Origin of the sequence: Nocardioides luteus (assembly GCF_015752315.1) — a bacterium.
Taxonomy (GTDB): Bacteria; Actinomycetota; Actinomycetes; order Propionibacteriales; family Nocardioidaceae; genus Nocardioides.
Genome location: NZ_JADOVJ010000001.1, coordinates 201,402 through 227,430, shown reverse-complemented (window position 1 = coordinate 227,430; position 26,029 = coordinate 201,402). Strand labels below are relative to the sequence as shown.

Annotated in this window: 25 protein-coding genes; 4 read left to right on the top strand and 21 right to left on the bottom strand. The window is 69.9% G+C overall.

From position 1 onward, the window contains the following. Positions 1–24: 24 nt before the first annotated feature. The 5 genes from HD557_RS01075 to HD557_RS01055 all read right to left on the bottom strand — a co-directional run bounded on the left by HD557_RS01075 (position 25) and on the right by HD557_RS01055 (position 5,786). On the bottom strand, positions 25–1,491 hold the full coding sequence (locus HD557_RS01075) for a class I SAM-dependent DNA methyltransferase (protein ID WP_196872520.1): 1,467 nt from the start codon (positions 1,489–1,491) through the stop codon (positions 25–27). 100 nt (positions 1,492–1,591) lie between these two features. Continuing rightward, positions 1,592–2,740 carry an acyl-CoA dehydrogenase family protein gene (locus HD557_RS01070; protein WP_008354678.1) on the bottom strand — a complete coding sequence of 383 codons (1,149 nt, stop codon included), beginning with the start codon at positions 2,738–2,740 and terminating at the stop codon, positions 1,592–1,594. A gap of 61 nt (positions 2,741–2,801) precedes the next feature. Next, on the bottom strand, positions 2,802–4,169 hold the full coding sequence (locus HD557_RS01065) for an MDR family MFS transporter (RefSeq protein ID WP_231380130.1): 1,368 nt from the start codon (positions 4,167–4,169) through the stop codon (positions 2,802–2,804). A gap of 167 nt (positions 4,170–4,336) precedes the next feature. Beyond that, positions 4,337–5,053 carry a hypothetical protein gene (locus HD557_RS01060; RefSeq protein WP_196872518.1) on the bottom strand — a complete coding sequence of 239 codons (717 nt, stop codon included), beginning with the start codon at positions 5,051–5,053 and terminating at the stop codon, positions 4,337–4,339. Positions 5,054–5,084: 31 nt separating this feature from the next. After that, complete coding sequence (locus tag HD557_RS01055; RefSeq protein ID WP_196872517.1) at positions 5,085–5,786, bottom strand: NAD-dependent deacylase; 702 nt, start codon at positions 5,784–5,786, stop codon at positions 5,085–5,087. Positions 5,787–5,965: 179 nt separating this feature from the next. Between HD557_RS01055 and HD557_RS01050 the strand changes: the two genes are divergently transcribed. The 3 genes from HD557_RS01050 to HD557_RS01040 all read left to right on the top strand — a co-directional run bounded on the left by HD557_RS01050 (position 5,966) and on the right by HD557_RS01040 (position 8,220). Beyond that, complete coding sequence (locus HD557_RS01050) at positions 5,966–7,129, top strand: beta-1,3-glucanase family protein (protein WP_196872516.1); 1,164 nt, start codon at positions 5,966–5,968, stop codon at positions 7,127–7,129. Between the two features lie 75 nt (positions 7,130–7,204). Continuing rightward, positions 7,205–7,615, top strand: a complete 411-nt coding sequence (locus tag HD557_RS01045; RefSeq protein ID WP_196872515.1) for a hypothetical protein — start codon at positions 7,205–7,207, stop codon at positions 7,613–7,615. Between the two features lie 47 nt (positions 7,616–7,662). Then, positions 7,663–8,220: a hypothetical protein gene (locus tag HD557_RS01040; RefSeq protein ID WP_196872514.1), complete on the top strand. Its 558-nt coding sequence runs from the start codon at positions 7,663–7,665 to the stop codon at positions 8,218–8,220. 11 nt (positions 8,221–8,231) lie between these two features. Here HD557_RS01040 and HD557_RS01035 read toward each other — a convergent pair whose 3' ends face one another. From HD557_RS01035 to HD557_RS01005, 7 genes are all read right to left on the bottom strand, one after another. After that, entirely contained in the window at positions 8,232–9,293 is a 1,062-nt protein-coding gene (locus HD557_RS01035; protein WP_231380129.1) for a fatty acid desaturase family protein, read from the bottom strand. A gap of 5 nt (positions 9,294–9,298) precedes the next feature. Next, entirely contained in the window at positions 9,299–10,129 is an 831-nt protein-coding gene (locus HD557_RS01030) for an ABC transporter permease (protein ID WP_196872512.1), read from the bottom strand. Beyond that, positions 10,129–10,869 carry an ABC transporter ATP-binding protein gene (locus HD557_RS01025; protein WP_196872511.1) on the bottom strand — a complete coding sequence of 247 codons (741 nt, stop codon included), beginning with the start codon at positions 10,867–10,869 and terminating at the stop codon, positions 10,129–10,131. The genes HD557_RS01030 and HD557_RS01025 overlap by 1 nt, the downstream gene beginning before the upstream one ends. Further along, positions 10,866–11,690 carry an alpha/beta hydrolase gene (locus HD557_RS01020; protein ID WP_196872510.1) on the bottom strand — a complete coding sequence of 275 codons (825 nt, stop codon included), beginning with the start codon at positions 11,688–11,690 and terminating at the stop codon, positions 10,866–10,868. Before HD557_RS01020 ends, HD557_RS01025 begins: the two co-directional genes overlap by 4 nt. A gap of 86 nt (positions 11,691–11,776) precedes the next feature. Beyond that, positions 11,777–12,439 carry a response regulator gene (locus tag HD557_RS01015; RefSeq protein ID WP_008354702.1) on the bottom strand — a complete coding sequence of 221 codons (663 nt, stop codon included), beginning with the start codon at positions 12,437–12,439 and terminating at the stop codon, positions 11,777–11,779. Then, entirely contained in the window at positions 12,436–13,638 is a 1,203-nt protein-coding gene (locus HD557_RS28865) for a sensor histidine kinase (RefSeq protein WP_196872509.1), read from the bottom strand. The genes HD557_RS01015 and HD557_RS28865 overlap by 4 nt, the downstream gene beginning before the upstream one ends. Before the next feature lie 46 nt (positions 13,639–13,684). Beyond that, a complete protein-coding gene (locus tag HD557_RS01005) occupies positions 13,685–14,149 on the bottom strand; it encodes an SRPBCC family protein (RefSeq protein WP_196872508.1) in 465 nt (154 codons plus the stop codon). Between the two features lie 91 nt (positions 14,150–14,240). Between HD557_RS01005 and HD557_RS01000 the strand changes: the two genes are divergently transcribed. Beyond that, on the top strand, positions 14,241–14,711 hold the full coding sequence (locus tag HD557_RS01000; protein WP_196872507.1) for a winged helix-turn-helix transcriptional regulator: 471 nt from the start codon (positions 14,241–14,243) through the stop codon (positions 14,709–14,711). A 51-nt stretch (positions 14,712–14,762) separates the two neighbouring features. Here HD557_RS01000 and HD557_RS00995 read toward each other — a convergent pair whose 3' ends face one another. The 9 genes from HD557_RS00995 to HD557_RS00955 form a co-directional block, all read right to left on the bottom strand. Continuing rightward, positions 14,763–16,064, bottom strand: coding sequence for an MFS transporter (locus HD557_RS00995; RefSeq protein WP_196872506.1), 1,302 nt, complete (start codon positions 16,062–16,064; stop codon positions 14,763–14,765). Between the two features lie 103 nt (positions 16,065–16,167). Next, positions 16,168–17,271, bottom strand: coding sequence for an NAD(P)-dependent alcohol dehydrogenase (locus HD557_RS00990; protein ID WP_196872505.1), 1,104 nt, complete (start codon positions 17,269–17,271; stop codon positions 16,168–16,170). Next, positions 17,268–18,752 (bottom strand): aldehyde dehydrogenase family protein, encoded by a 1,485-nt coding sequence (locus HD557_RS00985; RefSeq protein ID WP_196872504.1) that lies wholly within the window; start codon positions 18,750–18,752, stop codon positions 17,268–17,270. Before HD557_RS00985 ends, HD557_RS00990 begins: the two co-directional genes overlap by 4 nt. A 153-nt stretch (positions 18,753–18,905) precedes the next feature. Beyond that, positions 18,906–19,904 (bottom strand): AraC family transcriptional regulator, encoded by a 999-nt coding sequence (locus tag HD557_RS00980; RefSeq protein WP_196872503.1) that lies wholly within the window; start codon positions 19,902–19,904, stop codon positions 18,906–18,908. 15 nt (positions 19,905–19,919) lie between these two features. After that, positions 19,920–20,813, bottom strand: coding sequence for a 4-hydroxyphenyl-beta-ketoacyl-CoA hydrolase (couO, locus tag HD557_RS00975; protein ID WP_196872502.1), 894 nt, complete (start codon positions 20,811–20,813; stop codon positions 19,920–19,922). After that, positions 20,810–22,333 (bottom strand): acyl-CoA synthetase, encoded by a 1,524-nt coding sequence (locus tag HD557_RS00970; RefSeq protein ID WP_196872501.1) that lies wholly within the window; start codon positions 22,331–22,333, stop codon positions 20,810–20,812. Before HD557_RS00970 ends, couO begins: the two co-directional genes overlap by 4 nt. 32 nt (positions 22,334–22,365) lie before the next feature. Next, entirely contained in the window at positions 22,366–23,265 is a 900-nt protein-coding gene (locus HD557_RS00965) for a 3-hydroxyacyl-CoA dehydrogenase NAD-binding domain-containing protein (protein ID WP_196872500.1), read from the bottom strand. Beyond that, positions 23,262–25,241 (bottom strand): acetoacetate--CoA ligase, encoded by a 1,980-nt coding sequence (locus HD557_RS00960; protein WP_196872499.1) that lies wholly within the window; start codon positions 25,239–25,241, stop codon positions 23,262–23,264. The genes HD557_RS00965 and HD557_RS00960 overlap by 4 nt, the downstream gene beginning before the upstream one ends. After that, positions 25,238–26,023: a crotonase/enoyl-CoA hydratase family protein gene (locus tag HD557_RS00955; RefSeq protein WP_196872498.1), complete on the bottom strand. Its 786-nt coding sequence runs from the start codon at positions 26,021–26,023 to the stop codon at positions 25,238–25,240. The genes HD557_RS00960 and HD557_RS00955 overlap by 4 nt, the downstream gene beginning before the upstream one ends. Positions 26,024–26,029 lie beyond the last annotated feature (6 nt).

Sequence of the window (26,029 nt, the reverse complement as noted above, 5' to 3'; positions counted from 1 at the left end):
CAACATCGCCAAGCGGGACCGTCTTCACGAGAGCATGCCCTTCAGCTCCGCAATCCCCTTGGCGATCTCCTCGTCGAGGGCCTCGATGTCGGCGATGATGTCAAGCGGGGCGCGATGCTCGATCTCCTCGTGCTGGATCTCCTTGTAGCGGTTCAGGGAGAGGTCGTAGGACTGGGCGACGATGTCGTCCTTGGGGACGAGGAAGGACTGATCGGTCCTCGCGCGGTCAGCCTCTGCACCCAGAGCTTTCCAGCGTTTCAGGACGTCGGGCAGGTCGTTGGGGTCGATCGGGTTGCGCTTGTCGTCGAGCGAAAAGCCGTCGGCGCGGACGTCGTAGAACCAGACGTGGTCGGTGCCGCCTGAGTTGGTTTTGGTGAAGAAGAGGATGGCGGTGGAGACACCGGCATACGGCTTGAAGACACCGGATGGGAGCTTAATGACGGCGTCGAGCTTCTGGTCCTCGACCAAGGTCTTGCGGAGGTCCTTGTGGGCCTTGGAAGAGCCGAAGAGGACACCGTCGGGAACGATGACAGCAGCGCGGCCGCCTGGCTTCAGCAGCTTGAGGAAAAGGGCCAGGAAGAGGAGCTCGGTCTTCTTGGTCTTGACGACGCGCTGAAGGTCCTTGCTCGTCGACTCGTAGTCGAGGGAGCCGGCGAAAGGTGGGTTCGCGAGGATCAGCGTGTACTTGTCCGCATCCTCGACGGTGCCCTCGGAGAGGGAGTCGCGATAGCGGATGTCGGGGGCCTCGATGCCGTGGAGGAGCATGTTCATCGAGCCGATGCGGAGCATGACGTTGTCGAAGTCGTAGCCGTGGAACATCGAGCGGTGGAAGTGCTCACGCTGCTTGGCATCGGTGAGCGTGGATGGATGGGTGCTGCGCACGTACTCGCTGGCCGCGACGAGGAAGCCGGCGGTGCCGCAGGCCGGGTCGCAGATCTCGTCGTCTGGTTGCGGCGCGGTCATGTCGACCATCAGCTGGATGATGTGGCGCGGCGTACGGAACTGGCCGTTCTGGCCGGCCGAGGCGATCTTGCCGAGCATGTATTCGTAGAGGTCGCCGTTGGTGTCCCGTTTGTCCATCGGGATGGTGTCGAGCATGTCGACGACCTTCGAGAGCAGCGCCGGGGTCGGGATGGTGAACCGGGCGTCCTTCATGTGGTCGGAGTAGGTCGTGTTGTCGCCGCCGACCTGCTGGCCGTACTTCTGGAGGAACGGGAAGACCTGGGTGGAGACGGTCTGGTACATGACTGCCGGCTCCTCGTTCTTGAACCGGCTCCAGCGCAGGTGCTCCTGGTCGGGGAGGAACCTCGGGTCCTCGATAGTGCCAGTCACGCGAGCCTTCTTCTCGGCGAGTGTCTGCAGGTCGTCCAGGCGACGCAGGAAGAGGAGGTAGGTGATCTGCTCGATCACTTCCAGCGGATTGGAGATGCCACCCGACCAGAAGGCGTCCCAGACTCGATCGATCTTGCTCTTCAGCTCGCCGGTGATCACTGGGTCACCTTAGTAAGTTCAGCCCAGATTGCGAGCATGAACGACGAGGGGCGGCCACCTTCACGGTGACCGCCCCTCGCGGCGTACGAAATGTTGAGACTCAGAAGCCGAGGTCGCGGCCGATGAGCTCCTTCATGATCTCGTTGGAGCCGGCCCAGATCTTCGTGACGCGGGCGTCGCGCCAGGCGCGAGCGACGCGGTACTCGTTCATGAAGCCGTAGCCGCCGTGGATCTGGACGCAGTGGTCGAGGACCTCGGACTGCGCCTGCGAGGACCACCACTTGGCCTTGGACGCCTCGACCGGGGTGAGCTCGCCCCGGGCGTGCGCGGCGACGCACTTGTCGACGTACGCCTCGGCGACCTCGATCTGGGTGACCAGCTCGGCGAGCAGGAACTTGTTGTGCTGGAAGGCACCGATGGACTGACCGAAGGCCTTGCGGTCCTTGGCGTACTGGACGGTCTCGAGCAGGATCTGCTTGGCCTGCGCGATGTTGGCGACCGCGCACGAGACGCGCTCCTGCGGGAGCTCCTCCATCATGTGGATGAAGCCGCGGTTGAGCTCGCCGATGATCTCGGCGTCGGTGACGCGTACGTTCTCGAAGAAGAGCTCGGCGGTGTCGGACTCCTCCATGCCGACCTTGTCGAGCTTGCGGCCGCGCGAGAAGCCCTCCTTGGTCGCCTCGATCGCGAAGAGGGTGATGCCCTTGGCGCCCTTCTCCGGGTCGGTGCGGACCGCGGTGATGACCAGGTCGCAGGAGTAGCCGTTGGTGATGAAGGTCTTGGAGCCGTTGATGACCCACTCGTCGCCGTCGCGGACGGCGGTGGTCTTCAGCGCGGCCAGGTCGGAGCCACCGGAGGGCTCGGTCATGCCGATGGCGAGCAGGATCTCACCGGAGGCCACGCCCGGCAGCCAGCGCTGCTTCTGCTCCTCGGTGCCGAGGCGGACCAGGTAGGGAGCGGTGATGTCGGAGTGGATGCCGACGCAGGTCGGGTAGGCAGCGCCGATCTTGGCGAGCTCCTCGGCGAGGACCGCGTTGAAGCGGAAGTCGTCGGCGCCGGCGCCGCCGTACTCCTCCGGGATCGCGAGCCCGAGGAAGCCGTTCTCGCCAGCCTCCAGCCAGAACTCGCGGGGCAGCGCCTTGTCGGCGATGTGCTTGTCGGTGTGGGGCTTGACCGAACGCTCCAGCCACTGCTGGACGGAGGCTCGGAAGTCCTCGTGGTCTTCCTCATAGTGGTCGCGCTTCAGCATGCATCGGAGTCTACGACGCAGTGGTTACTCGGTGGTAACCCTTCCAGGATGCAATCTGAGCTCAGTCCTGCCGGATCCTGACCGGCGTACGCCAGGCGACCAGCAGCAGGGGAACCGAGACGACCAGGCCGACGAGGAAGACGACGTGCAGCGCCGGCGCGAGCACGTCCGGCGGAAGGGCCTCCAGCGGCGGCACCTCTCCCCCGGCGTACTCCTGCCTGACCAGCCCGTTCGCGACCGCACCGAAGAGCGCGACGCCCAGCGCCGAGCCGACCGAGCGGGCGAACATGTTGGACCCGGTGGCCACCCCACGGACCTCCCAGTCGACCGCCGACCCGGCGGCGACGACGCCCGGGTTGACCGACCAGCCGAAGCCGAGACCGAGCACGAAGCACGGGATCGCCAGGTGCCAGAACGACGAGCTCTCGCCGACCGTGACCAGCACAGCCCCGCCGACGAGGACCAGCAGGGCGCCGAGCCCGACCGCGACCCGGAACCCCTTCGCGAGGTAGATCCGGCCGGCCGTGGCAGCCGCGATCGGCCAGCCGATGCTCATCCCGGCGAGCGCGAACCCGGCCACGACCGCCGAGTGACCGAGCACGCTCTGCGCGTAGAGCGGGACGTACGTCGTCAGCCCGAGCATCACGACCCCGACGATCAGGCTGGCGGCGTTGGCCGGCGCGAGGACCCGGTGGCCGAGGACCCACGGCGGCAGCACCGGGTCGGCGGCGCGCCGCTCGACGAACCCGAAGGCGACCAGAGCGACGATGCCGACGGCGAAGATCAGGTAGGAGGGCGCGGACGACCAGGCCCAGGCGTGACCGCCCTCGAGCAGCCCGAGCAGCAGCGCGACGCCGGCGACCGTCAGCAGCCCGGCGCCGGCCCAGTCGATGGCGCTCGTCGCGGCCGGCCGGCGGTTCTCGTGGAAGTGACGCAGCAGCCACAGCGCGACCGCCCCGATCGGCAGGTTGATCAGGAAGATCAGCCGCCAGTCGAGGTAGTCGGCGAAGACGCCGCCGAGGGTGGGCCCGACGATGGCGGCGGTGGCCCAGACCGACGCGACGTACGACGTCGCGACCGCCCGCTCCTCCAGCGTGTAGATGTCGGAGACGATCGTCATCGCCATCGGCTGGATCGCCCCGGCCCCGATGCCCTGGATCGCCCGGAAGACGATCAGCGCGGTCAGCGACCACGCCAGGCCGCACAGCAGCGACCCGACCAGGAAGGCCAGGATCCCGGCGATCATCACGGGCTTGCGCCCGAGCCGGTCGGCGACCTTGGCGTAGAGCGGTGTGGTCACCGCGGTGGCCAGCACATAGATCGAGAAGAGCCACGGGAACTGCTCGAAGCCGCCGAGATCCTTCACCACGCTCGGCACCGCCGTCGCCAGGATCGTCATGTCGATCGCGACCAGGCTGAGCGACACCATCACCGCGAGCAGGATCGGCCCGCGTTCGCTACGAAGTCCTACCGAGCTGCGCGTTGGTCTGGTCGTCGAGGTGGGCACATTACTTAGCAATCCTCACGACCGAGGATTCATTCCAATCGAGTTGTTCTCACATTTCGCGAAAAGTGAGAACAGAGGCGCCGTTGTTCTCATTTTTCCAGCTCAGCGAGGTCGAAGACCTCGCCGGGGGCGGGCTCCTCGACCTGGAACTCCTTGTCGAAGTCGGAGAAGGTGAGCTCACCGGAGCTGCCCTGGGTCCACTTCACGATCCGGTGGGGCTTCGAGGCCAGGACGTACGTCCGGCTCTCGGTCTCGCCATGGGTGACATCGAGGCGCACGGCAGGGCCGTCAGCGGCCATCGCCGGGCCGATCGCCTGCGCCTCGGCCTCGGCCGGGACCATCTGGGCGGTGAGGCTGTCGATGCTGCAGAAGGCGCGCAGGCTGGCCATCTCGCCCTCGAGCTTCACCCACTTCTCGCCGACCCGCTTGGCGATGCGCTCGCCCTCGCCCTTGGCCGGGGCGATCGCCTTCCAGAACTCCTCGTCGCCCTGGTACCAGGCCGATCCGGCGATGGAGCGCAGCGAGATCTCGCCGTCGCCGATGCTGACCTTGCCGACACAGCTGTCCTCGGCGGAGACGTCGAGGTCGACGGTGATCTTGGTGCCCCGCGGATCGAGCACGTCACCCTCGACGTGGACGGTGTCGATGTCGTGCATCGCGGTGCGGGCGTCCTCGGCGATCTGGTTGCCGGGCTCCTTCGCGTAGTCGCGTGCCTGGGACAGGCTTCCCTCCCCCTCGCCACAGCCGGCGAGAGCGCTGGTCAGCGCGACGATGAGGGCGGTCGTAGGCACGGCATGGCGAAGCACGCGGCCTATCGTGACAGAAATTACGAAGGGGTCAACGCGAGAGGGCCTGTACGTCGGCGACCCACTCCGGAACCAGCTTGCCGGCCGGTCCCTGACGGGCGTCGTCGAAGAGGTGCGAGGTCTCGGACGGGTCCAGGTTGAGCTCGAGCGTCTTGGCCCCGGCGAGGGCGGCCATGCGTACGAAACCGGCGGCCGGGTAGACGGCGCCGCTGGTGCCGATGGCGACGAAGAGGTCGGCCTGGACGAGCGCTCGCTCGATCAGGTCGAGGTCGTAGGGCATCTCTCCGAACCACACGACGTCGGGCCTCAGGGTGTCGTTGCCGCAGCCCGGGCAGGCGGGCGCGTCGGCGAGGTCGTCGTCCCAGGCGAACCTGCCCTGACACGAGTCGCAGAGCGCCGAGAGCAGCTCGCCGTGCATGTGCACGACCCGGCGGGAGCCGGCTCGCTCGTGGAGATCGTCGACGTTCTGCGTGACGACCAGCAGCTCGTCACCCAGGACCTGCTCGAGCCGGGCCAGCGCGACGTGCGCCGGATTGGGGACCACCGCCCGCAGCTCGCGGCGGCGGTCGTCGTAGAAGCGGTGGACCGTCGCGGGATCGCGACGGAAGGCCTCGGGCGTGGCGACCTCGTCGACGTGGTGCCCCTGCCAGAGCCCGTCGGCGTCCCGGAAGGTGGCGAGACCGCTCTCGGCCGAGATCCCGGCTCCGGTGAGCACGACAACTTTCACAAGCATTCAGGCTAGCGAGGTTGACGAAACATCCGCTGCCCCCGAACCGCCGTTTTGGTCACTCGATCGGTATTTGTGATCGAACCGACGCTGTCACGAGGCCCGCCCGACGAGAGTATGGACTTTTACTGTAAAGGCCCCTTACTGTAATTCGGGTTCCTACAGTTCCCCACTCGGGAGGTCCCATGCTGACCAGACGATCTGTACTAGCCGCCACCTCTGCCGCCTTCGCCGTGCCGCTCCTCGGCGGACCCAACGGGCAGGCCGCCCATGCGATGCGTCCGCAGGGCATCGGCGCCCAGGCCACGATCCGGCTCCGCTTCGTCAACCGGACCGGTGCCTACGACAACGCCTCCATCCACTTCTACGTCGTCGGCACCAACCTGGCGACCGGCGAGCAGTCCCGGGTCACGCCCGAGGGCACGCTGGTGCCCGTCTCCCTCGCCGACAACGGCGCCGACGGCTACGCCGACTACGCGATCCCGTTCTCGAGCAGCGGCGACACGCTCTCCCAGATCCCCGCCGACATGTCCGGGCGGATCTACTTCTCGCTCGGCGACAAGCTGAAGTTCAAGGTCAACGAGGGCAACGCGCTCGCCTACCCGGCGGCCTGGGTCGAGTCCGACCCCAGCTACGGCGTGCTGCACGACTGCGTCGAGTTCACCTACAAGAGCGGCCGGATCTACTGCAACACCACCATGGTCGACATGTTCAGCGTGCCGCTCTCGATCGCGCTGACCGGCGAGCAGTCGCCGACCACCGGAACCCTCGTCGAGGGCGGCCGCGCGAAGATCTTCTCCGCCGTCTCGGCCTCCCCCGACTTCGGCTCGCTCGTCGTGGACGACCGCCGGATCCTCGCGCCGGGACACGGACTGAACGCCGGGAGGTTCTCCACGACGTTCTTCGACTCCTACATCGACCAGGTGTGGTCGAAGTACGTCGGCGAGCCGCTCGTGGTGAGGGCGAACAACACCACCTTCACCGGCCGGGTCAGCGGCGACCAGTTCGTCTTCGACGGCGGGGTCAAGGCGTTCAGCCGGCCGTCGACCCGGGACGTGCTCTTCTGCGACGGCGCCCTGGCCGCCCCCAACGACGGCATCACCGGTCCGGTCGCGGCAGTGCTCGGAGCCGGCTTCAACCGGACCACGCTGCTCGCCTCCGCCGACCAGCCCACCGGCGACGCAGGCGGGTTCTACCAGGGCGCGCCCGTCCATGCGTACAGCAAGGCGATGCACGACCACACGGTCGACGGGAAGGCCTACGGGTTCGCCTTCGACGACGTCGGCGGCTTCGCCTCGTACGTCGAGGACAACGCCTCCGAGATGACGGTGACGCTGACCCCGTTCTGACCGGCCCCCTCCCCTCTATCGGGGATCGTCGGCTCGGCCCGTCCGGCACGCCACGAGGGCCCGTACGGTCGCTTCATGTCGTACGTCGTCCTCGTGGCGTGGCTCGTCCAGGCCGCGGTCGGAGTCCTGCTGCTGACCGGCTGGCTCGGGCACGGCCGCGCGCACCCTCGGGTCGTCGTCACCCACGTAGTGCTCTCCGTCCTCGGTGTGGCCTCCTGGATCACGTACGTCCTGGCCGACCAGGTCCTGTGGGCGTGGGCCGCCCTCCTCCTCATCACCATCGGCAACGGCTTCGGCGACAACATCCTGCTGCGGCGTACGCGAGCGATGGGCGGCAGCCACCTCTCCACGGTCAACGCCTACAAGCTCGCCATCCGCTCGATGTTCAAGGGTCGGTTGCCGGTCCGGGTCAGCTTCCACGCGATGTTCGCCGGCGTCGTCTACTTCTCCACCCTGGCAATCTGCATCGTCGCCACCGTCGGGTAGGCGCATATGCCGGTGCGGGGCACTGCCGCGGCCGGGATACTGAGCACATGGGTGCGGGTGGTGCGGTTCTGATCATCGTCGTCGCGGCCGTGCTCCTGATCTTCGTGGCGGTCGCACTCGTCCTGCTCGTCGCGGCCGCCGTGGTGCGGACGTCCGGCAAGAATCCGAGGCCGCTGGCGTGGACCGGCGTCGGCGTGCTCGCGATCCCGGTGCTGTTCGTCGCTGTGCTCGTGGTCTGGGGTCAGCTCGTCCGCGACCCCGACACCATCGAGCTCGACCTGCGCGAACCGGTCCAGCTCTCCAGCCTGCCCGAGGACAACGAGGACTTCCCCGGGATGCGCGACTACGACAGCGAGCACATCGACCTGATCCTGCCCGGCGGCGAACGCTTCGAGGCCGAGGTCGACGGGGTGCTGGTCTGGTCCGACGACGGGTACGTCATCGGGGTCACCTTCGACCGGCGGGCTCGCGAGGAGGGCGAGACCGAATCCCTCACGCGGGAGTGGGAGAGGGAGCTCGGTGGCGCCGGGACCGTGGAGGTCGATGCGGACTACTCCGATCACGGACGGGTCCGGGCAGCGGTGCCGGTCGATCCGACTCCGTAGGGCCTGCCCGCTCAGCCCGTCCTGTTGGCCGCGACGAACGGGCAGGCGAACGGATCGCGGTCGCCGAGACCCACGCGGTTGAGGTGGCGGACGACGATGGCGTACGACTCCAGGAGACCGGCCTCGGTGTAGGGGACGCCCTGCTCGGCGCAGTAGGCGCGGACCAGGGGCTGGGCGCGGCGAAGGCTGCTGCTCGGCATGCTCGGGAAGAGGTGGTGCTCGATCTGCAGGTTGAGGCCGCCCATGAGCAGGTCGACCCAGCGTCCGCCGCGGATGTTGCGGGAGGTCAGGACCTGGCGGGAGAGGAAGTCGATCCTGGTGTCGCGCGGGACCAGCGGCATGCCCTTGTGGTTGGGGGCGAAGCTGGCCCCCATGTAGACGCCGAAGACGGCGAGCTGCACGCCCAGGAACGCCGCGCCGAGGCCGAGGCCCAGGACCGAGCAGACCAGCACCGGCCACCCGATCAGCCGCGCTGCCAGGAACGCTGCCTCCGTACGCCGATGCTTGAGGTCTCGATCCTTGATGACGGTGAGGACGGCGCCGAGGTGGAGGTTGACGCCTTCGAGCGTCAGCAGCGGGAAGAAGAGCCATCCCTGGCGGGCGGTGAGCCACCGCTTGAGACCCGTACGTCGTTCCACGTCCTCGGGGGTGAACAGCAGGACCGAGGGGCGGATGTCCTCGTCGGCGTCGACCTTGTTCGGGTTGGCGTGGTGGCGCGTGTGCTTGCGCATCCACCAGCCGTAGCTCAGCCCGACGACCAGGTTGCCGAGGATGCGGGAGGCCCACTCGTTCTTCGGGCCCGAGGCGAAGATCTGGCGGTGCGCGCCGTCGTGGGCGAGGAACGCGGTCTGGGTGAACAGGACCCCGAAAGCCACCGCGACCAGCAGCTGCCACCAGGTCTGTCCGAGGGCGAGCAGGGCGATCAGAGCGAGCGCGAAGCCGGAGCCGAGGAGGGCAACCCGCCGGGCGTACGTCCTCGGGGACCGCTCCAGGAGACCTTCTTTCCTGACCCGGCCCATCAGCTCGGTGTAGGCGTTGACCTGGCGGTGCGCCTGGCTCGGGAGCGTGGTCATCGTCGTCACCGTCCCAGCCGGCGCAGCCGAGCCATCGCCAGCGGCAGGCAGATCGCGATGATGGCGACCGGCCAGAGGACGGCCATGGTGAGGGCGTGCTCGCCGACCCACGTGGTGGCCGGGCCGGCCGTGTTGCCGAAGAGCTCGCGGGTGGCGATGACGGTCGAGGACAGCGGGTTCCACTCTGCCGGGAGGGCGAGCCAGCCCGGCATCAGGTCGGTCGGCACGATGGTGTCGGCGACCATGGCGAGCGGGAAGACGAGCGCGAAGTACTTCATCGCTGCCTCCGGGCCGCTGACCAGCAGGCCGAGCAGGATGCCGACCCAGGAGAAGGCCATCCTGAGCAGGATCAGGAGTCCGAGCGCGGCGATCACCCCGCCGAGCCCGAGATGGGCCTGCCAGCCGAACAGCGTCCCGAGCGCCAGCAGGATGCTGAGCTCCACCACGGCCAGGATCACGTCCGCCAGGGCGCGCCCGGCCAGCACCGCGACCGGCGACATGGGGAGGGATCGCATCCGGTCCAGCACCCCGCCGCGTACGTCCTCGGCGACGGAGATCGTGGTGTTGCCGATGCCGAACGCCATGGTGAGCGCGAAGAGACCGGGGAGCAGGAACTCGCGGTACTCGGCCCCCGGCACGTCCATCGCGACCCCGAAGGCCTCGCCGAAGACGAAGCCGAACATGGCCACGGCCATCACCGGGATCATCAGGGTGCCGAGGAGCTCGTCGGGGCGGCGTACGAGGTGGAGGAGGTGGCGCTTGGCCACCACCCAGGTGTCGACCGTCGCCCACGTGATGCGTGATCCGTGGACGGTGGGTTCGGTCAGGGTGGTCATCAGGCCCCCTCGGTGATCAGCAGGAACGCCTCGTCGAGGTCGCGGCCGCCGACGCTGGACTTGAGCTCGGCGGGCGTCCCCTCGGCCACGACCCGGCCGCGGTCGACCATCGTGATGCGTGAACACAACCGGTCGGCCTCCTCCAGGTACTGGGTGGTGAGCAGCACGGTCGTGCCGGAGTCGGCCAGCTCGCGAACCGCGTCCCAGACCTCGATCCGGCTGCGCGGGTCGAGCCCGGTGGTGGGCTCGTCGAGGAAGAGCACGCGCGGGCTGCGGATCAGACTGACGGCGAGATCGAGCCGCCTCCGCATGCCGCCGGAGTAGCCGCGCACCGGTCGGCCGGCGGCCTCGACGAGGTCGAAGCGCTCGAGCAGCTCGTCGGCTCGGGCACGCGCTTCGCGGGCCCGCATCCGGTGCAGGCGGGCGAACATCTCCAGGTTCTGGCGGCCGCTCAGGACGCCGTCGACGGCTGCGTACTGGCCGGCGATGCCGATCCGTGCGCGCACGCCGGCCCGGTCGCGGGCGACGTTGCGGCCGGCGACCCAGGCCTGACCCGAGTCGAAGCTGGCCAGGGTGGCCAGGATGCGTACGGTCGTGGTCTTGCCGGCCCCGTTCGGGCCGAGCAGGCCGTGGACCGTGCCTGCCGGGACGGCGAGGTCGATGCCGTCCAGGGCGGCGCCACGGCCGGGGTAGCTCTTGCGGAGCCCCTGGGTCCAGATGGCGGGTTCGTCGGTGATCATGCTGCTGCCTCCAGTTCTGTCGGTCGAGCCGACGTCGTGAGGGACGAACGGCGGCGTGTCGAGGCCAACGCAGTCGTCACCTCCTCGTAGCGACCCAGAGCGATCCGGGCGATGTTGAGCAGCGACTCGCTGCCCTCGGCGTAGTAGCCGCAGTGGCCGGGGATGTCACCGGTCCCGAACCGGGTCGCACCCAGCTCGGGGTGCAGCGGGCCACGCCCCAGACCGAGGCGGCCGAGGCGTACCTGCGGGACCAGCCGGATCCGGTCGGTCTCGCCGTACGCCGCCCACAGCCGGGTGCGTGACCCGAGCTCGGAGCGATGCACGACACCCATCCCGGGGCTGCCCAGCGCCACGCAGTCCTCGGCGCGGGCACTGGCCAGCGCCAGGCCGGCGACGGTCGAGCCGTAGCTGTGCCCGATCAGGGTGAGGTGCGCGGCGCGCGGCAGGTAGTGCGTGAGGGCGGCGAGGTCGCTGGCGCCGGCATAAGCGGGCCCGTTGGTGATCGCGTTGTACCACTCCGGCGGCGAGTGGTAGCCCAGCCAGACCACCACGGCCGACCGGCTCTCGGGCGCGATCTGGTGCATCGTACGCAGCAGCAGCTGCCCCCGGGAGCGCGGACTGTGGGCCTCGGTGCTGGTGAAGTAGTTGCCGAGGTGGTGGCCGTTGCCGGGCACGACGACGGCGATGTGGTCGGCGATGGCGGCGTCCCCGAAGACCTCCACGACCCGCGCCCCTCCCGGCGGGTCACAGGCGAGCAGGCGGGGTCCGATGGTTCCGTCGGCCTCGTTGAGGCCGTACCTGAGCGGCGTCACAACTGTCATGGCCGTGACGGTAGGAATCAGGTGTCGGCCGGCGCGTCACTCCCGAGAGCCATTCGACCCCCTACCGGGGTAGTGCGGGATGTCCCCTAGACGTGCGGCGCGACCAGGCCGCTCTCGTAGGCGAAGACGACGGCCTGGGCGCGGTCGCGCAGGCCGAGCTTGCCGAGGATGCGGCTGACGTGGGTCTTCACGGTCTGCTCGGCGAGGAAGAGCTCGGCGGCGATCTCGCTGTTGGAGCTGCCGCGGGCGATGTTCTCCAGCACCTCGCGCTCGCGCTCGGTGAGCTGCTTGAGGCGCGGGTCCTGCTTGCGCTTGCGCGGGGCGCGGGCGAACTGCGCGATCACCTGCCGGGTCACCGAGGGTGAGAGCAGCGCCTCGCCGGCGTGGACGACCCGGATCGCGGAGGCGAGCTCGTCGGGCGAGGCGTCCTTGAGGAGGAACCCGCTGGCGCCGAGACGCAGCGACTCGTGGACGTACTCGTCGGCGTCGAACGTGGTCAGCATGACCACCTTGGTCTGGGCCGTGGCCGGGTTCTCGGAGAGCTGCCGGAGCGCCTCGATGCCGTCCATCACCGGCATCCGGACGTCCATGAGCACCACGTCGGGATGCGTACGCCGCACCACCTGCAACGCCTCAGAGCCATCCGCTGCGGTGCCGACGACCTCGATGTCCGGCTGGGTGCTGAGCAGCGCCACGAAGCCGGAGCGCACCATCGCCTGGTCGTCGACGACCACGATCTTCACCGTCACGGGGTCTTTCTACCGTTCTTCTTGTCCTGGCTCAGCGTGGGCGTACGCACCGCGGTTCGGGCCGGGAGCCGGGCCTGGACGATGAACTCCCCCTCGACCGCTCCGGCGGTGAGGCTGCCACCGACGGCGGCGGCGCGCTCGCGCATCCCGATCAGCCCGTGACCACCTCCGGTGGCCTCGGCGGGACCGGCCCCGTCCAGCGCGTTGGCGACCCGGATCTCGAGATCCTCCTCCCCCAGCGTCAGGTCGACGCCGACCACCTCGCTGGGGGCATGGCGGCGGGCGTTGGTGAGCGCCTCCTGCACGATCCGGTAGGCCGCGGTGCCGACCTCGGGCGCGACGTCGGTGACCTCCGGGAGCTCACCGCGCACCTCGACCCGTTGCCCGGTTCCGCGGGCCGACTCGAAGAGATCGGCCAGCCCGCCGATGTCCGGCACCGGGACCCGGCCCGACTGCCCCTCCTCGGTACGCAGCACGTCGAGCACCCCGCGCATCTGCCGCAGCGCCGAGGCCGCCAGGTCGGCGATCTCGGCGAACTCGGCCTCCGCCGCCGGGCTGACGTCGTCGACCCGGTGCGGCGCCGATCTGGCCTGCACGGTGATCAGCGACATGTTGTGGGCGATCACGTCGTGCAGCTCGCGGGCGATGCGTGCCTTCTCCTCCACCACCGAGCGGCGCTCGTGCTCCTCGCGCAGCGCGCTGCGTGACTCCGAGAGCCGCCTGGCGACCGTGGCGAGAGCTCCCATCAGCAGCGCGAGCGAGGCGAAGTTGGCCACCTCGATGAGTGAGGGGACGAGGTCGTTCCAGGCCATCCCGACCACGGCCAGCACCACTCCGGCAGCGACCTGGATACCCAGGGTGATCGCCGCCAGCCGCCACCCGGCGACCAGGGTCAGCACCACCAGCACGACCAGTTGCGTCAGTGTCGGCGGCGGGATCATCCACGGCCATCCGCTCTCGCCCTGCCTCACGATCGCCAGCGCGGCCACGGTCACCGCGACCAGGGAGAGGCCGGCAGCCTCCACCGGACGCCGGAGCGCCAGCGGGATCGAGGCGGCATGTGTGAACCCGACCAGCAGCGCGACCCCGCCCGCGACCTCGTAGGGGTCGGTGGTCAGGACCGCCGCCTCCACGATCCCGAGCACGGTCGCGGCGACGTACAACGCCAGACGACCGCGGCCGAGCCAGGTCTTCAGCATGGTTCAGTAATACCAGGGCGACGGTGCACCCTCGGTCAGGTCGGCGCTATCGCCCCACGGCGGCCTTGTCCTCGTCCTGCGTGCGGATGGTGCCCTGACCGGACTCGATCCGGCCCTTGAGGCTGACGGTGATGTAGTGGGTCCAGGCGTCGTAGCAGACGTCGAAGCACTCGTCCCCACGCCCGAGTCCCTCGTGAGTGAAGGTCACGCGGGTCAGATCGCCATCGACGGCGATGTCGAAGCGGCCGGTGGTGCCGATCCACTCCTTCTTGTCCGCGATGAAGTCGAGATAGCCGTCGGTGAACTCCCACACGACGCGCTCACCCGGGACCAGCTCCTTGACGAGCTGCTTGGAGTAGTGGATGTCCGGCACCAGGTAGAACCACTCGGCCCCGACCTGGTCGGTGGGCCCGGCAATGTGGTGCCCCCACCAGGAACGTACGTCGTTGATGGCCTCGTACGCCTGCTGACGGGTGGCATCGACGGTGAAGGTTGCGGTCAGGTCGCTCATGGCTGTCTCCTCGGAACGTGACTTGCATCATGCAAGCACCACCGTAGGCGCCCACACTTTCATCATGCAAGTGGTTTGTTAGAGTCGTCCCGTGCTCGGAAAGACGTACGACGGCCAGATCTGCTCCATCGCCCGATCCCTCGAAGTGGTCGGCGAGCGTTGGACCCTGCTGATCCTGCGGGACGCGATATTCGCCGGCGTGACGCGCTACGGCGACTTCCAGCACAACCTCGGCATCGCCACCAACATCCTGAAGACGCGCCTGGCCACGCTCGTCGAGGCCGGCCTGATGACGCGCGACGACGCCGGCGACTACCGGCCCACCGCGATGGCCCAGGGCCTGCGGCCGGCGCTGATCGCGCTGACCGAGTGGGGCGACACCTGGTTCGCGCCCGACGGACGACCCATCGACTACCTGCACGCCGACTGCGGCGAGCCGGTCCACGTCGAGACGACGTGCGAGCGGCACGGGGACGTCCCGCCCGAGCAGGTCGTGGTGCGGCCAGGGCCGGGCATGCCCGCCGAATACCTGGCGGCTCGCCGGCCGGCCCGGGACAGATGAGACAGCAGAGCCCGCCGCGACTCGCACGGCGGGCTCTGCTGCATGGGGACCTCAGGCGTCGACGAGTTCTCGCGAGCTGGTCTCCCCCAACCTGATCAGGGAGAACACGCTCAGCAGGCAGAAGGCTGCGATGACCGTGGAGAGCATGACCGTGCTCGCACCGGCCTTCTGCAGCGATGCGAACAGGAGCGGGGAGAGCCCCGCGCCCATGCCGGCGAGCTGATAGCCCAGCGAGGCGCCGGTGTAGCGCGACGAAGTCTTGAAGACCTCGCTCATCAGCGCGGCGAGCGGGCCGTAGAAGGCGGCGTGGATGACCGACTGCCCGAGGACGACCGCCAGCACCAGCAGCGCGACCGAGCCGCTGTCGAGCATCGGGAAGAGCAGGTACGCGAAGACCGCGGTCGCGATGGCAGCGGTGAGGACCACGGGGCGGCGGCCGACGCGGTCGGTGAGCGCGGACCAGCCGAGGATGCCGACGACCGCACCGGCCGAGGAGACCGTCAGCGCGTTGAGCACGGTCGGTCGCTCGAAGCCGGCCCCGAGGGCGTACGAGATCAGGAACGTGGTCAGGGTGCCCTGCACCACGAAGGCACCGAGGCCGACACCGACGGCCAGCAGGAGCGTACGCGGGTGGTCGCGGAGGACCTCCAGCAGCGGCGTCCTCGCCTCGGCCCTGCGGTCCTTCATCGCCTCGAAGGCCGGGGACTCGGTGACACTCAGCCGGATCCAGAGACCGACCGCGAGCAGGACGATGCTGAGCAGGAACGGCACCCGCCAGCCCCACGCGGTGAACTGCTCGGGCGTGGTGACCGAGGCCATCACCGCCATCACCGCGGTCGAGAGGACCATGCCGGCCGGGGCACCGGCATTCGTGAACGAGGCCCACAGCCCGCGCCGGGAGGTGGCGTGCTCGGCGGTGATCAGCACCGCGCCGCCCCACTCGCCGCCGATAGCGACGCCCTGGACGACCCGGAGCAGGACCAGGAGAACCGGCGCGGCCGCCCCGATCTGCCCGTACGTCGGCAGGCAGCCGATCAGGAAGCTGACCACACCCATGATCAGCATGGTCAGGACCAGCATCTTCTTGCGACCGAGCCGGTCGCCGAAGTGACCGAAGACCACGCCTCCGAGCGGGCGCGCCAGATAGCCGGCGGCGAACGTGCCGAAGGACGCGATCGTGCCGGTGACCGGGTCGAGGTTCGAGAAGAAGACCTCGTTGAAGACCACTGCCGAGGCGGTGGAGTAGAGCAGGAAGTCGTAGTACTCGATCAAGCTGCCCGTGAAGCTGCTGGCGACGATCCGGCCCATCTGCGTACGTGGACCGGTCGTGCTACCACCGGAGGTGAGGGTCATTGTGGGGGCTCCATTCAGGATTCCTGTTTATCAGGATTCCTGTCGATTCTGAGTGATGTACGTCACGCCTGTCAAGGAGACCCGCGAGCGGACCTCGACCGGGCTAGAAGGTGAGGACCGGCTTCACCGTGGCGCCCGAGACCATGTCGGCGACGGCGGTCTGGATCTCCTCGAAGGGGTAGTGCCGGACCAGCCGCTCCAGCGGCAGCCGCCCGTCGACGACCAGGCGCGCGAGTGCCGGGATGAGGGTGCGGGTCTCGGCGTCACCGAGGGTCAGCCCGACGACCCGTTTGCCGGCCAGCATCGCGTTGACGTCGATCCCGACCTCGGTGCCGAACGGAGGGGCCCCGACGATGACGGCGGTGCCGCGGGGGGCCAGGGCGTCGATGCCGTGGCGGAGCACGCCCGGGTTGCCGGTGGTCTCCACGACACCGTCGGCGCCGCCGGTCAGCTCGGTGAGCGCCCCGGCCAGGTCGCCGACCTGGCCGGCGTCGACGACGTCGGTCGCACCCAGCTCATGCGCCAGCTCGAGGCGCTCGGCCACCCGGTCCACCGCGATGATCCGGGTGGCCGGCGTCAGCCGCGCGGCCATGACCGCCGACAGGCCGACCGCCCCCACGCCGAGGACGACCACCGAGGAACCGGGACGCGGAGCGAGCACGTTCCAGACCGCACCGACCCCGGTCTGCACGCCGCAGCCGAGCGGTGCGAGCAGGGACAGGTCGGCCTCAGGCCCGACGCGTACGGCGCTGCGCTCGTCGACGACCGCGAGGCGGGAGAAGGAGGACTGCCCGAAGAAGTGGCCCCCGACGGGCTCCCCCTTCCTCCGCACCGGCGAGGTCCCGTCCATGCGGGCACCTCCGATGAGGTTGGCGGGAAGCCAGACGTCGCAGTAGGCCGGATGGCCGTCACGGCATCGGCCGCAGGTGCCGCAGGAGCTGAACGAGAGCAGCACCTGGTCGCCGGGTACGAGGCTGCGTACTCCGGATCCGACCTCCTCGACGACACCCGCGCCCTCGTGCCCGAGAACGCCCGGGAGCGGGAACGGCAGCCCGCCGCTGGCCACGCCGAGGTCGGTGTGGCAGAGCCCGGCGGCGACCATCCGCACCAGGATCTCGTCGGGACGGAGCGCGTCGAGCTCGACCTCTCCGACCGTGAAGGGCGCGCCGGCGGACTCGACGACCGCGGCCTGGGTCGTGGTGCTCATGACTCCTCCTGAGGTGGGGTCGGAAGGGAGATGACGACGGATCGGGTCTTCGTGTACGCCTCGAGCGCCTCCGGGCCGTACTCGCGGCCGAACCCGGACTGCTTGACGCCGCCGAACGGCACGGCGGGGTCGAGCATCGCCCAGTCGTTGACCCAGACGATGCCGGCGTCGAGCCGCCCGGCGACGCGGTGCGCCCGCGCGAGATCTCGGGTGTGCAGGCCGGCGGCGAGGCCGTACGCCGTCGAGTTGGCGAGCGCGACCGCCTCGGCCTCGTCGGCGAAGGACTGCACCGTGAGGACCGGCCCGAAGACCTCCTCGTTGACGACTCGTGAGTCCGCGGGCAGACCGGTGATCACGGTGGGCTCGACGTAGAACCCGCCGGCGAGGTCGCCGGTGAGCTCGGGGCGGCCACCGCCGGTGAAGATCCGGCCACCTTCCTGACGGGCCAGGGCGACGTACTCCTCGACCTTCTTGCGGTGCTGGTCGCCAGCCATCGGGCCGATCACCGTGGCCGGGTCCCGCGGGTCACCCAGGGGTACGCCCGGGACCGCCTGGCGCAGCACCTCGACCACCGCGTCGTGGACCTCGGCCGCGACCAGGAGCCGCGGACCGGCCATGCAGAACTGGCCGGTGTTGAACACGAACGCCTTGATCACGGCACCGACGGCCGACTCGAGGTCGGCATCCGCGAACACCAGGTGCGCGCCGTTGCCGCCGAGCTCCATCGTGACCGGCTTCAGGTGCTCGCCGGCAACGCTCGCGGCCCGGCGGCCGACGGCGGTCGAGCCGGTGAACGCGATCTTGTCGACTCCCGGGTGGCGCAGCAGCGCGTCGCCGGCCTCCGGGCCGGTTCCGGTCACGACGTTGAGCACGCCCTCGGGCGCCCCGGCGTCGACGAGCAGCCGGGCCATGAACAGAGCGCTGAGCGGGGTGTCGTCGGCCGGCTTGTGCACGACGGTGTTTCCGGCCGCCAGCGCGGCCGCGATCTTGGTGCTCGACAGGATGAGCGGAAAGTTGAACGGCGTGATCGCGCCGACCACGCCCAGCGGCTCGCGCCGGGTGTAGGCGAGCGCGGGGATCGGGGTGTCTCGCACCGAGCCGTCGAGGGTCTGCGCCAGCGCGGAGCAGTACTCGTACTGCTGGGCGGCGGTCTCGACGTCGACGTGTCGCGCCAGCGTGACCGGCTTGCCGACGTCGCGGCTCTCGATCTCGACCAGCTCGTCGGCCCGCTCCCGGATCAGGTCCGCGACCCGGTGCAGGATCCGGGCTCGGTCTCGGCCGCTCATCCGCGGCCACGGACCCTCGTCGAACGCGCGTCGCGCCGCCACGACCGCGGCGTCGATGTCGGCCGCGTCGCCGAGAGGAGCGGTCGTCAGCACGGTTCCCGTGCTGGGGTCGATGACGTCCATCCGGCGCCCGGCCGCCGAGGCGGCCTCGCGGCCGGCGATGAAGAGCTGCTGGTCCTCGTACGTCGCGGGCATCTCAGAGGCCCTGCTCGGTGAGGTCGGGTGGCAAGGTGCGGGACATCGGGTCCTCCTGGTCGGCGTGACGGCTGTCACTCCGACGCTAGGGAGGTCGAGACCCTGCGGAAATCCAGAAGGCGAACGGTCCTGTTCGCTACGCGAACCGCCTCTTCAGAGCTTTCGGCGCAACGTCTGCGACGGCGCTTCGCCGTACGCCTCTCGGTACTGAGCCGCGAACCTGCCAAGGCTGAAGAACCCCCAGCTCGAGGCGACCGTGGCCACGGTCGTCGCGTCGGCGTCGCTCGCGAGAAGAGCGTCGCGAACCCGTCCCAGCCGCACCTGTCGCAGGAACGCGCTGGGAGTGGTCTCGAGATGTCGGGCGAAACCCTGCTGGAGGGCACGCATGCAGAGCCCGGCGTGGACCGCCACATCGCTGACCCCGATCGGCTCGGCGGCGTGCTCCTCGATGTAGGCGACCGCTGCCCGGATCGCCGTCGGACCACCGGCGGCGGTCGGATGCCGCAGCTCCTCGGCGTAGTTGTGCTCGTGGGCGTAGAGCAGACCGGTGATGATGCTCTGGGCGAGCGAGTCGGCAAACGGCGACGCATCGAAGACGGATCCGCCCACGTCCGGCCCATGCCCGTCCACGCCGTACACCTGGTCGACGAGGACGCGGGCCAACCGCCACAGCTCCTGGCCGGGGCCGCGGTCCACCGCCAGGCCCGGCGCCATCTCGAGCGGGCTTCGCAGCGGGTGACCCAGGAGCCGCTCGAGGGTGTCCTCGACGGCGAACCGATCCAGCTTCATCGTCATGACGTCCTCGCCGCCGCCCCATCCCTCCAGGCGGGTCGGCCGGTGCGGGCCGTGCACGACCGCCATGGTCGGCGTCGCGATGACGGTGTCCTGACCGTAGGCGGTGCTGAGAGCGCCCGTGGCCGGGACGTTGACCTGATAGCCGTCGCAGAGCGGGCCCGTCTCGACGCGCACGGCGGACTCGTAGGAGAGCCTGCCGACCGTGACCGCGCCGAAGGAGCGTACGGCAAGATGGACGCCGAACCGGTCATCGCGATCGGTGACCCTGACGTCGTGGGGATAGAAGAGCTCGCCGCCGACCGCGCGCGCCTCGTCGATGTCGGTGATGTCCGCGGAGATGGTCCTCGAGTTCGGCATGGTGTGCTCCGGTGGTCAGGATCCCAGTCCGAGAAGCCGGATCGCGTTGTCCTTCACGAGCAGGGGGCGGACCTCGTCCTTGATCTCCAGCTTCTCGAGGTCGGCGAACCAGCGGTCCGGCGTGATCACCGGGAAGTCGGAGCCGAAGAGGACCTTGTGGCGCAGCGGGCCGTTGAGCTGCTTGACCAGCTGCGGCGGGAAGTACTTCGGCGACCAGCCGGACAGGTCGATGTGCACGTTGGCCTTGTGGGTGGCGATCGAGATCTGCACGTCGACCCAGGGGACGGCGGGGTGCGCCATCACGATCTGCAGGCCGGGGAAGTCGGCGGCCACGTCGTCGAGGAGCAGCGGGTCGGAGTAGCGCAGCTTGATCCCGCGGCCGCCGGGGAGGCCGGCGCCGATCCCGGTCTGGCCGGTGTGGAACAGGGCGACCACGCCGAGCTCGTCGAGTGTCGCCCAGAGCGGGCGGAACTCGGGGTCGGCGGGCGAGAAGGCCTGCAGGCCGGGATGGAACTTGAAGCCGCGTACGCCGTAGTCCTCGACCAGCCTCCTGGCCTGCTTCACGGCCACCTCGCCCTTGCGGGGGTCGACGGAGCCGAACGGAATCAGTACGTCGGCGTGCTCGGTCGCGCGCTCGGCGATCTCCTCGCTCGACAGCGGCGGGTGGTCGAGGCCGGTCGAGGCGTCGACGGTGAAGATCACCGCGGCCATGTCCCGCTCGCGGTAGTAGGCGGCGAGGTCGTCGACGGTCGGGGTGCGCGGGTGGTCGCCGCGGAAGTAGGCGGCGCTGGCGTCCATCAGCTCCTGGTCGAGCGAGAGGTGGCCGTGGTGGTCGGCCTCGACGTGGGCGTGCATGTCGAGGGCGCGGATCGTTCGGGTGTCGATCCGGGGCTGGTAGCGGCCGGTCATGGGGTGGCTCCTTCCGGGGTGCCGTACAGCTCGCGCACCCGGGACTTCAGCAGCTTTCCGGAGGCGTTGTGCGGGATCTCGTCGACGAAGACGACGGCCTTGGGGATCTTGTAGCGGGCGAGCCGTCCGTCGAGGTGATTCAGCAGGTCGTCCTGGGTGAGGGCGGAGTCGGGGCGGCGTACGACGACGGCTCTGCCCACCTCGCCCCAGCGCTCGTCGGGAACCCCGATGACGGCCGCCTCGGCGACGTCGGGATGGGTGTAGACGGCCTGCTCGACCTCGGCGGGGTAGACGTTCTCGCCGCCGCTGATGAACATGTCCTTGACCCGGTCGACGACGTAGAGGAAGCCGTCGTCATCGAGCACCGCGACATCGCCCGTACGCAGCCAGGGCCCGTCGAAGGCAGCCTCCGTCGCCGCGCCGTTGTGCCAGTAGCCGGGGGTCACGTTGGGGCCGCTGACGTGCACCTCACCCGGCTGGCCGGGGGTGGCGTCCTCGCCGTCGGGCGCGACGACACGTACGTCGGTGAAGAAGCAGGGGGTGCCGGCGGAGCCGAGCTTCTCGAGGCCGTCGCCGGCCCGCAGCATGGTCGTCCCCGGGGAGGCCTCGGTGAGGCCGTAGCCCTGGATGATGTGCAGGCCGCGGCTCTGCCAGGTGTCGAGGAGGGTACGCGGGATCGGCGCGCCCCCGCTCAGGGCCGAGCGGAGGCTGTCGAGGTCGGCGCTCGCCCAGGTCGGCTCCTGGGCGAGGGCCTGGTACATCGAGGTGACGCCGAAGAGCAGCGTGACCCGCTCCCGCTCGATCGTCGCGATCGCCTTGGCGGGGTCGAAGCGGGCGGCGATCAGGGACGTCCCACCCTTGAGGAAGGTCGGGAGCAGCACCTGGTTGAGCGCGGCGGTGTGGAACAGCGGGGCGGTGACCAGGGCGATCTCGTCGGAGCGGATGTCGACGTCGACGAGCAGGTTGAACGCGTTCCAGGCGATGTTGCCGTGCGTCAACATCACGCCCTTGGGGCGGCCGCTGGTGCCGGAGGTGTACTGGATCATGAAGACGTCGTCGAGGCCGACCTCGACGTCGATCCGCTCGGCCCGCTCCCCCGCCGGCTCGACGGCCAGGGCGTCGAGGCCGTGTCCACCGGCGGCCGTGAACCGATGGCTCGGCAGGTCGAGGGTCGCGACCGCCTCGTCGAAGTCGTCGGCGTGGATCAGCAGCGCCGGCTCGGCGTCGGTCAGGATCCAGGCCAGCTCCGGCGGCGCCAGCCGGGTGTTGAGCGGCAGGAAGACCGCTCCCAGCCGCGCGGTGGCGAAGAGCGTCACCGCGAGCTCGATCGAGTTGAGGCCGAGGAAGGCGACCCGGTCGCCGACCGCGACGCCGCGGGCACGCAGCCCGCGGGCGACCGCCTCGACGAGGCGGTCGACCTCGGCGTACGTCACCACCGCGTCGTCCTGCACGAACGCCCGCGCACCAGGGGTCATCCGGGCCCGGCGGGCGGGCCACGATCCGATGCCGCTGTCCAACATGTCGATCCTCGTTCGTCTCGTGGGCTCGGGTGTCAGCTGAGCCCGAGGTCGGTCTTGATCTCCAGCAGTCGCCGCAGCGCCTGGTCGCGGCGTGCGACCAGGTCCTCGGCGGAGGTCCCGTCGAGCTCCTCGTCGACCCCGTCGACCAGCTTGTCGATCAGGCCGGTGGTGAGCTCGGGGTGACCCAGGTCGTCCCACCAGTCGACCATGGGCGGGCCGAGGTGCTCGAGCACATGGCCCAGCCCGCCGGGACCGCCGGAGAGGTGCTGGGTCGCGAAGGGTCCGAGCAGCGACCAGCGCAGCCCCGGGCCGTCGGCGATCGCGGTGTCGATGTCGGCGACGGAGACGATGCCCTGGTCGACGAGGTGGTAGGCCTCGCGCCAGAGCGCCGCCTGGAGCCGGTTGGCCACGTGGCCGGGCACTTCGCGGCGGATGTGGATGGGGCGTTTGCCCAGGTGGCGCAGGGTCTCCAGGGCGGCCTCGACGGCCTCCTTCGACGTCGCCGCGCCGCCGACGACCTCGACCAGCGGCACCAGGTGCGGCGGGTTGAACGGGTGGGCGACCAGCACCCGTTCCGGATGCTGCGAGCAAGCGTCCTGGAAGGTGCTCGGCATCAGGCCCGAGGAACTGCTGGTCAGCAGCACATCCGCCGGTGCCGCCTCGTCGAGCGCGGCGAAGATCTCGCGCTTGACGTCGAGGCGCTCGGGTCCGCTCTCCAGCACCAGGTCGGCGTCGCGTCCGACCTCGGCGAGGCCGCCCGCGAACCGCAGCGGCCCCTCCGGGACCTGGGCGCGCAAGCGCTCCTCGGCACCCTCGGCCGGGTCCCAGGCGACCACGTCGAGCCCGTGCTCGAGCCCGAGCACCACCCAGCTGACGCCGATCGCGCCGGTGCCGACGACCCCGAGCGTACGAACGTTCTCACCGCTCCTCATGCGTCCACCTTCCGCAGAGCGCCGGACCTGGCCAGCGCGATGAACGGGTCGAGCGACGCCGGGTTCGCGAGCGCGTCTCGGCTGGCCACGTCCTCCATGCGGACCCCCTGCAGGATGCGCTTGGCCGGCAGCTCGAGCTTCTTGCCGGTGAGGTTGCGCGGCACCGCGGGCACCTCGATCACCTGGTCGGGGATGTGCCGCGGGGAGAGCGCGGAGCGCAGCGCACCGACCAGGCGGGAACGGAGGGCGTCGTCGAGACGGGTGCCTCCGTCGGTCACCACGAAGAGCAGCAGCTCGCCGTTGCCCCCGTCGGGGTCCTCGAGGTGGACGACGAGCGAGTCGGCGACGCCGTCCACCTCCTCGGCGACGCGGTAGAACTCGGCGGTGCCGAGGCGTACGCCGCCGCGGTTGAGGGTGGCGTCGGATCGGCCGGCGACGTGGCAGCTGCCGTTGTCGTGGAAGAGGATCCAGTCGCCGTGGCGCCAGGCGCCGGGATAGTGGTCGAAGTAGGCCTCGCGGTAACGGGAACCGTCCGAGTCGCCCCAGAAGCCGACCGGCATCGAGGGCATCGGCGAGGTGATGACCAGCTCGCCGAGGGTGCCGGTCACCGGGCGGCCGGACTCGTCGTAGGCGTGGGCGTCGACGCCGAGGCAGCGGCCGGAGATCTCGCCGGCGTAGACCGGGAGCAGCGGGTTGTTCTGCACGATGCCGGAGCAGACGTCGGTGCCGCCGCTGCCGACGTTGATCTGGGCGTCGGGGAGCTGGTCGGACAACCAGGCGTAGCCCTCGGGCGGGAGCGGCGCGCCGGCCGATCCGAGGACACGAATCCGCAGGTCACCGAGGTCCTTGAGCTCGACGCCCTCCTTGCGGCAGGCCATCACGAAGCCGGGGCTGGCACCCATGACCGTCGCCCCGGTCTCGACCGCGAGCCGCCACTGCCAGGTCAGGTCGGGGTGCATCGGGTTGCCGTCGACCATGACGATCGAGGAGCGCACCAGGAGCGAGGAGACCAGGGCGTTCCACATCATCCAGGCCGTGGTGGAGAACCAGAGCATCCGGTCGTCGGGCCCCATGTCCCACGACAGCGCGTGGTTCTTGAGGTGCTCGAGCAGGATGCCGCCGTGGCCGTGGACGATCGCCTTCGGCCGGCCGGTCGTGCCGGAGGAGAAGAGCACCACCAGCGGGTGGTCGAAGGGCACCGGCTCGAAGGCGAGCTCGGCGTCGTCCTCCGCGTCGAGCAGGGAGGTCCAGGAGAGCGTGTCATCCACCCGGTGTGCCCCGTACTCCACGTCGATCACCTGCCGCACCGACGGCAGCTCGGCCCGGATCTCGGCCACCTGGGAACGTCGGTCGACGTCCTTGGCGCCGTAGCGGTAGCCGCCTGCGACCAGCAGCACCACCGGCTCGATCTGGGCGAAGCGGTCGATCACGCTGCGCGGCCCGAACTCGCTCGCGCACGATGCCCAGGTCGCGCCCAGGCTCGCGGTGGCGAGGTAGGCGACCAGGGCCTCGGGGATGTTGGGGAGGTAGCCGGCGACGCGGTCGCCGCGGCGTACGCCCAGCTTCTCGAGCGCCGCCCGCGCCCGGGCCACCTGGTCGCGCAGGTCGCCGAAGGTCAGCTCGACGTCGTCACGCGTCTGCGACCGGCCGAGCACCGCGACCCGGTCGAGGTCCTCGTCGGTGCCGACCGCGTGCTCGGCGTAGTTGAGGGTCGCGCCCGGGAACCAGCGCGCCCCCGGCATCTCGCGGGAGGCGAGCACGGTGTCGTACGCAGCGTGCGCCCGCACCCCGAAGAACTCCCACACCGCCGACCAGAAGCCGTCGAGGTCGGTCACCGACCAGCGCCACAGCTCCTCGTGAGTGGTCATCTCCAGGTCGCGCTCGCGGGCGAGCCAGGCCAGGAACTCACCGACCCGGGAGGTCTCGAGGATGTCTGCGGGCGGGGACCAGACGATGTCGCCCTGCTCGATGCTCACTGGTCCGTCACCTTCTTCGCCCGCCCGGCCAGGAAGTCCTGCATCCGGCCCTTGGCGTCGTCGGTCCCCTGCGCGATCGCGGCCATCAGCGACTCCATCAGGAAGCCGTCACGAGGATTGGCCTCGGCGATGCGTGGCAGCGCCTGCACGACGGCGAAGTTGGTCTGGGGCGCGTTCTGCGCGATCCGTCCGGCCAGCTCGAGGGCGGTCTTGCGGCCCAGTCCATCGGCCACGGCGTACTGGCTCAGGCCCAGCGCCAGCCCCTCCTGCGCGTCGTAGCGACGGCCGGTCAGCATCATGTCGGCCATCCGCGGGACGCCGATGAGCCGCGGCACACGCACCGAGGCGCCGCCGCCGACGAAGAGCCCGCGCTGTCCCTCAGGGAGCGCGTAGAAGGTCGACTCCTCCGCGACCCGGACATGCGCGGCGGCGGCGAGCTCGAGCCCACCGCCGACCACGGCGCCCTTCAGCGCCGCCACGACCGGCACCGGCCCGAACTCGATCTTCTCGAAGACCCGGTGCCACATCCGCGAGTGGGTGACCCCGGCGAGGGTGTCGCGCTCGGTCATCTCGGCCAGGTCGAGCCCCGCGCAGAAGTGGTCGCCGTCCGCGTCGATGACGACGGCACGTACGTCCGGGTCGAGGCCGTCGAAGAACCGCTCGATCCCGAGCACCGCCTCGTCGCTGAGCGCGTTCCGCTTCGCCGGACGGGCGAGGGTCAGCACCGCGACGTCGTCGATGCGCTCCACTCGCAGGGCATCGGGCAGGGGGGTTCCGAGCATGATGAA

Coding starts and splice junctions, on each gene's coding strand:
- HD557_RS00955 (WP_196872498.1), bottom strand. CDS start 26,023: ATGCTCGGAACCCCCCTGCCCGATGCCCTGCGAGTGGAGCGCATCGAC.
- HD557_RS01045 (WP_196872515.1), top strand. CDS start 7,205: ATGTCGTACGTCGTCCTCGTGGCGTGGCTCGTCCAGGCCGCGGTCGGA.
- HD557_RS00970 (WP_196872501.1), bottom strand. CDS start 22,333: ATGTTGGACAGCGGCATCGGATCGTGGCCCGCCCGCCGGGCCCGGATG.
- HD557_RS28865 (WP_196872509.1), bottom strand. CDS start 13,638: ATGCTGAAGACCTGGCTCGGCCGCGGTCGTCTGGCGTTGTACGTCGCC.
- HD557_RS01035 (WP_231380129.1), bottom strand. CDS start 9,293: ATGACCACGCTCCCGAGCCAGGCGCACCGCCAGGTCAACGCCTACACC.
- HD557_RS01070 (WP_008354678.1), bottom strand. CDS start 2,740: ATGCTGAAGCGCGACCACTATGAGGAAGACCACGAGGACTTCCGAGCC.
- HD557_RS00965 (WP_196872500.1), bottom strand. CDS start 23,265: ATGAGGAGCGGTGAGAACGTTCGTACGCTCGGGGTCGTCGGCACCGGC.
- couO (WP_196872502.1), bottom strand. CDS start 20,813: ATGACCGGCCGCTACCAGCCCCGGATCGACACCCGAACGATCCGCGCC.
- HD557_RS00980 (WP_196872503.1), bottom strand. CDS start 19,904: ATGCCGAACTCGAGGACCATCTCCGCGGACATCACCGACATCGACGAG.
- HD557_RS00990 (WP_196872505.1), bottom strand. CDS start 17,271: ATGAGCACCACGACCCAGGCCGCGGTCGTCGAGTCCGCCGGCGCGCCC.
- HD557_RS00995 (WP_196872506.1), bottom strand. CDS start 16,064: ATGACCCTCACCTCCGGTGGTAGCACGACCGGTCCACGTACGCAGATG.
- HD557_RS01030 (WP_196872512.1), bottom strand. CDS start 10,129: ATGACCACCCTGACCGAACCCACCGTCCACGGATCACGCATCACGTGG.
- HD557_RS01050 (WP_196872516.1), top strand. CDS start 5,966: ATGCTGACCAGACGATCTGTACTAGCCGCCACCTCTGCCGCCTTCGCC.
- HD557_RS01065 (WP_231380130.1), bottom strand. CDS start 4,169: ATGGTGTCGCTCAGCCTGGTCGCGATCGACATGACGATCCTGGCGACG.
- HD557_RS00985 (WP_196872504.1), bottom strand. CDS start 18,752: ATGCCCGCGACGTACGAGGACCAGCAGCTCTTCATCGCCGGCCGCGAG.
- HD557_RS01020 (WP_196872510.1), bottom strand. CDS start 11,690: ATGACAGTTGTGACGCCGCTCAGGTACGGCCTCAACGAGGCCGACGGA.
- HD557_RS01040 (WP_196872514.1), top strand. CDS start 7,663: ATGGGTGCGGGTGGTGCGGTTCTGATCATCGTCGTCGCGGCCGTGCTC.
- HD557_RS01005 (WP_196872508.1), bottom strand. CDS start 14,149: ATGAGCGACCTGACCGCAACCTTCACCGTCGATGCCACCCGTCAGCAG.
- HD557_RS01055 (WP_196872517.1), bottom strand. CDS start 5,786: ATGCTTGTGAAAGTTGTCGTGCTCACCGGAGCCGGGATCTCGGCCGAG.
- HD557_RS01025 (WP_196872511.1), bottom strand. CDS start 10,869: ATGATCACCGACGAACCCGCCATCTGGACCCAGGGGCTCCGCAAGAGC.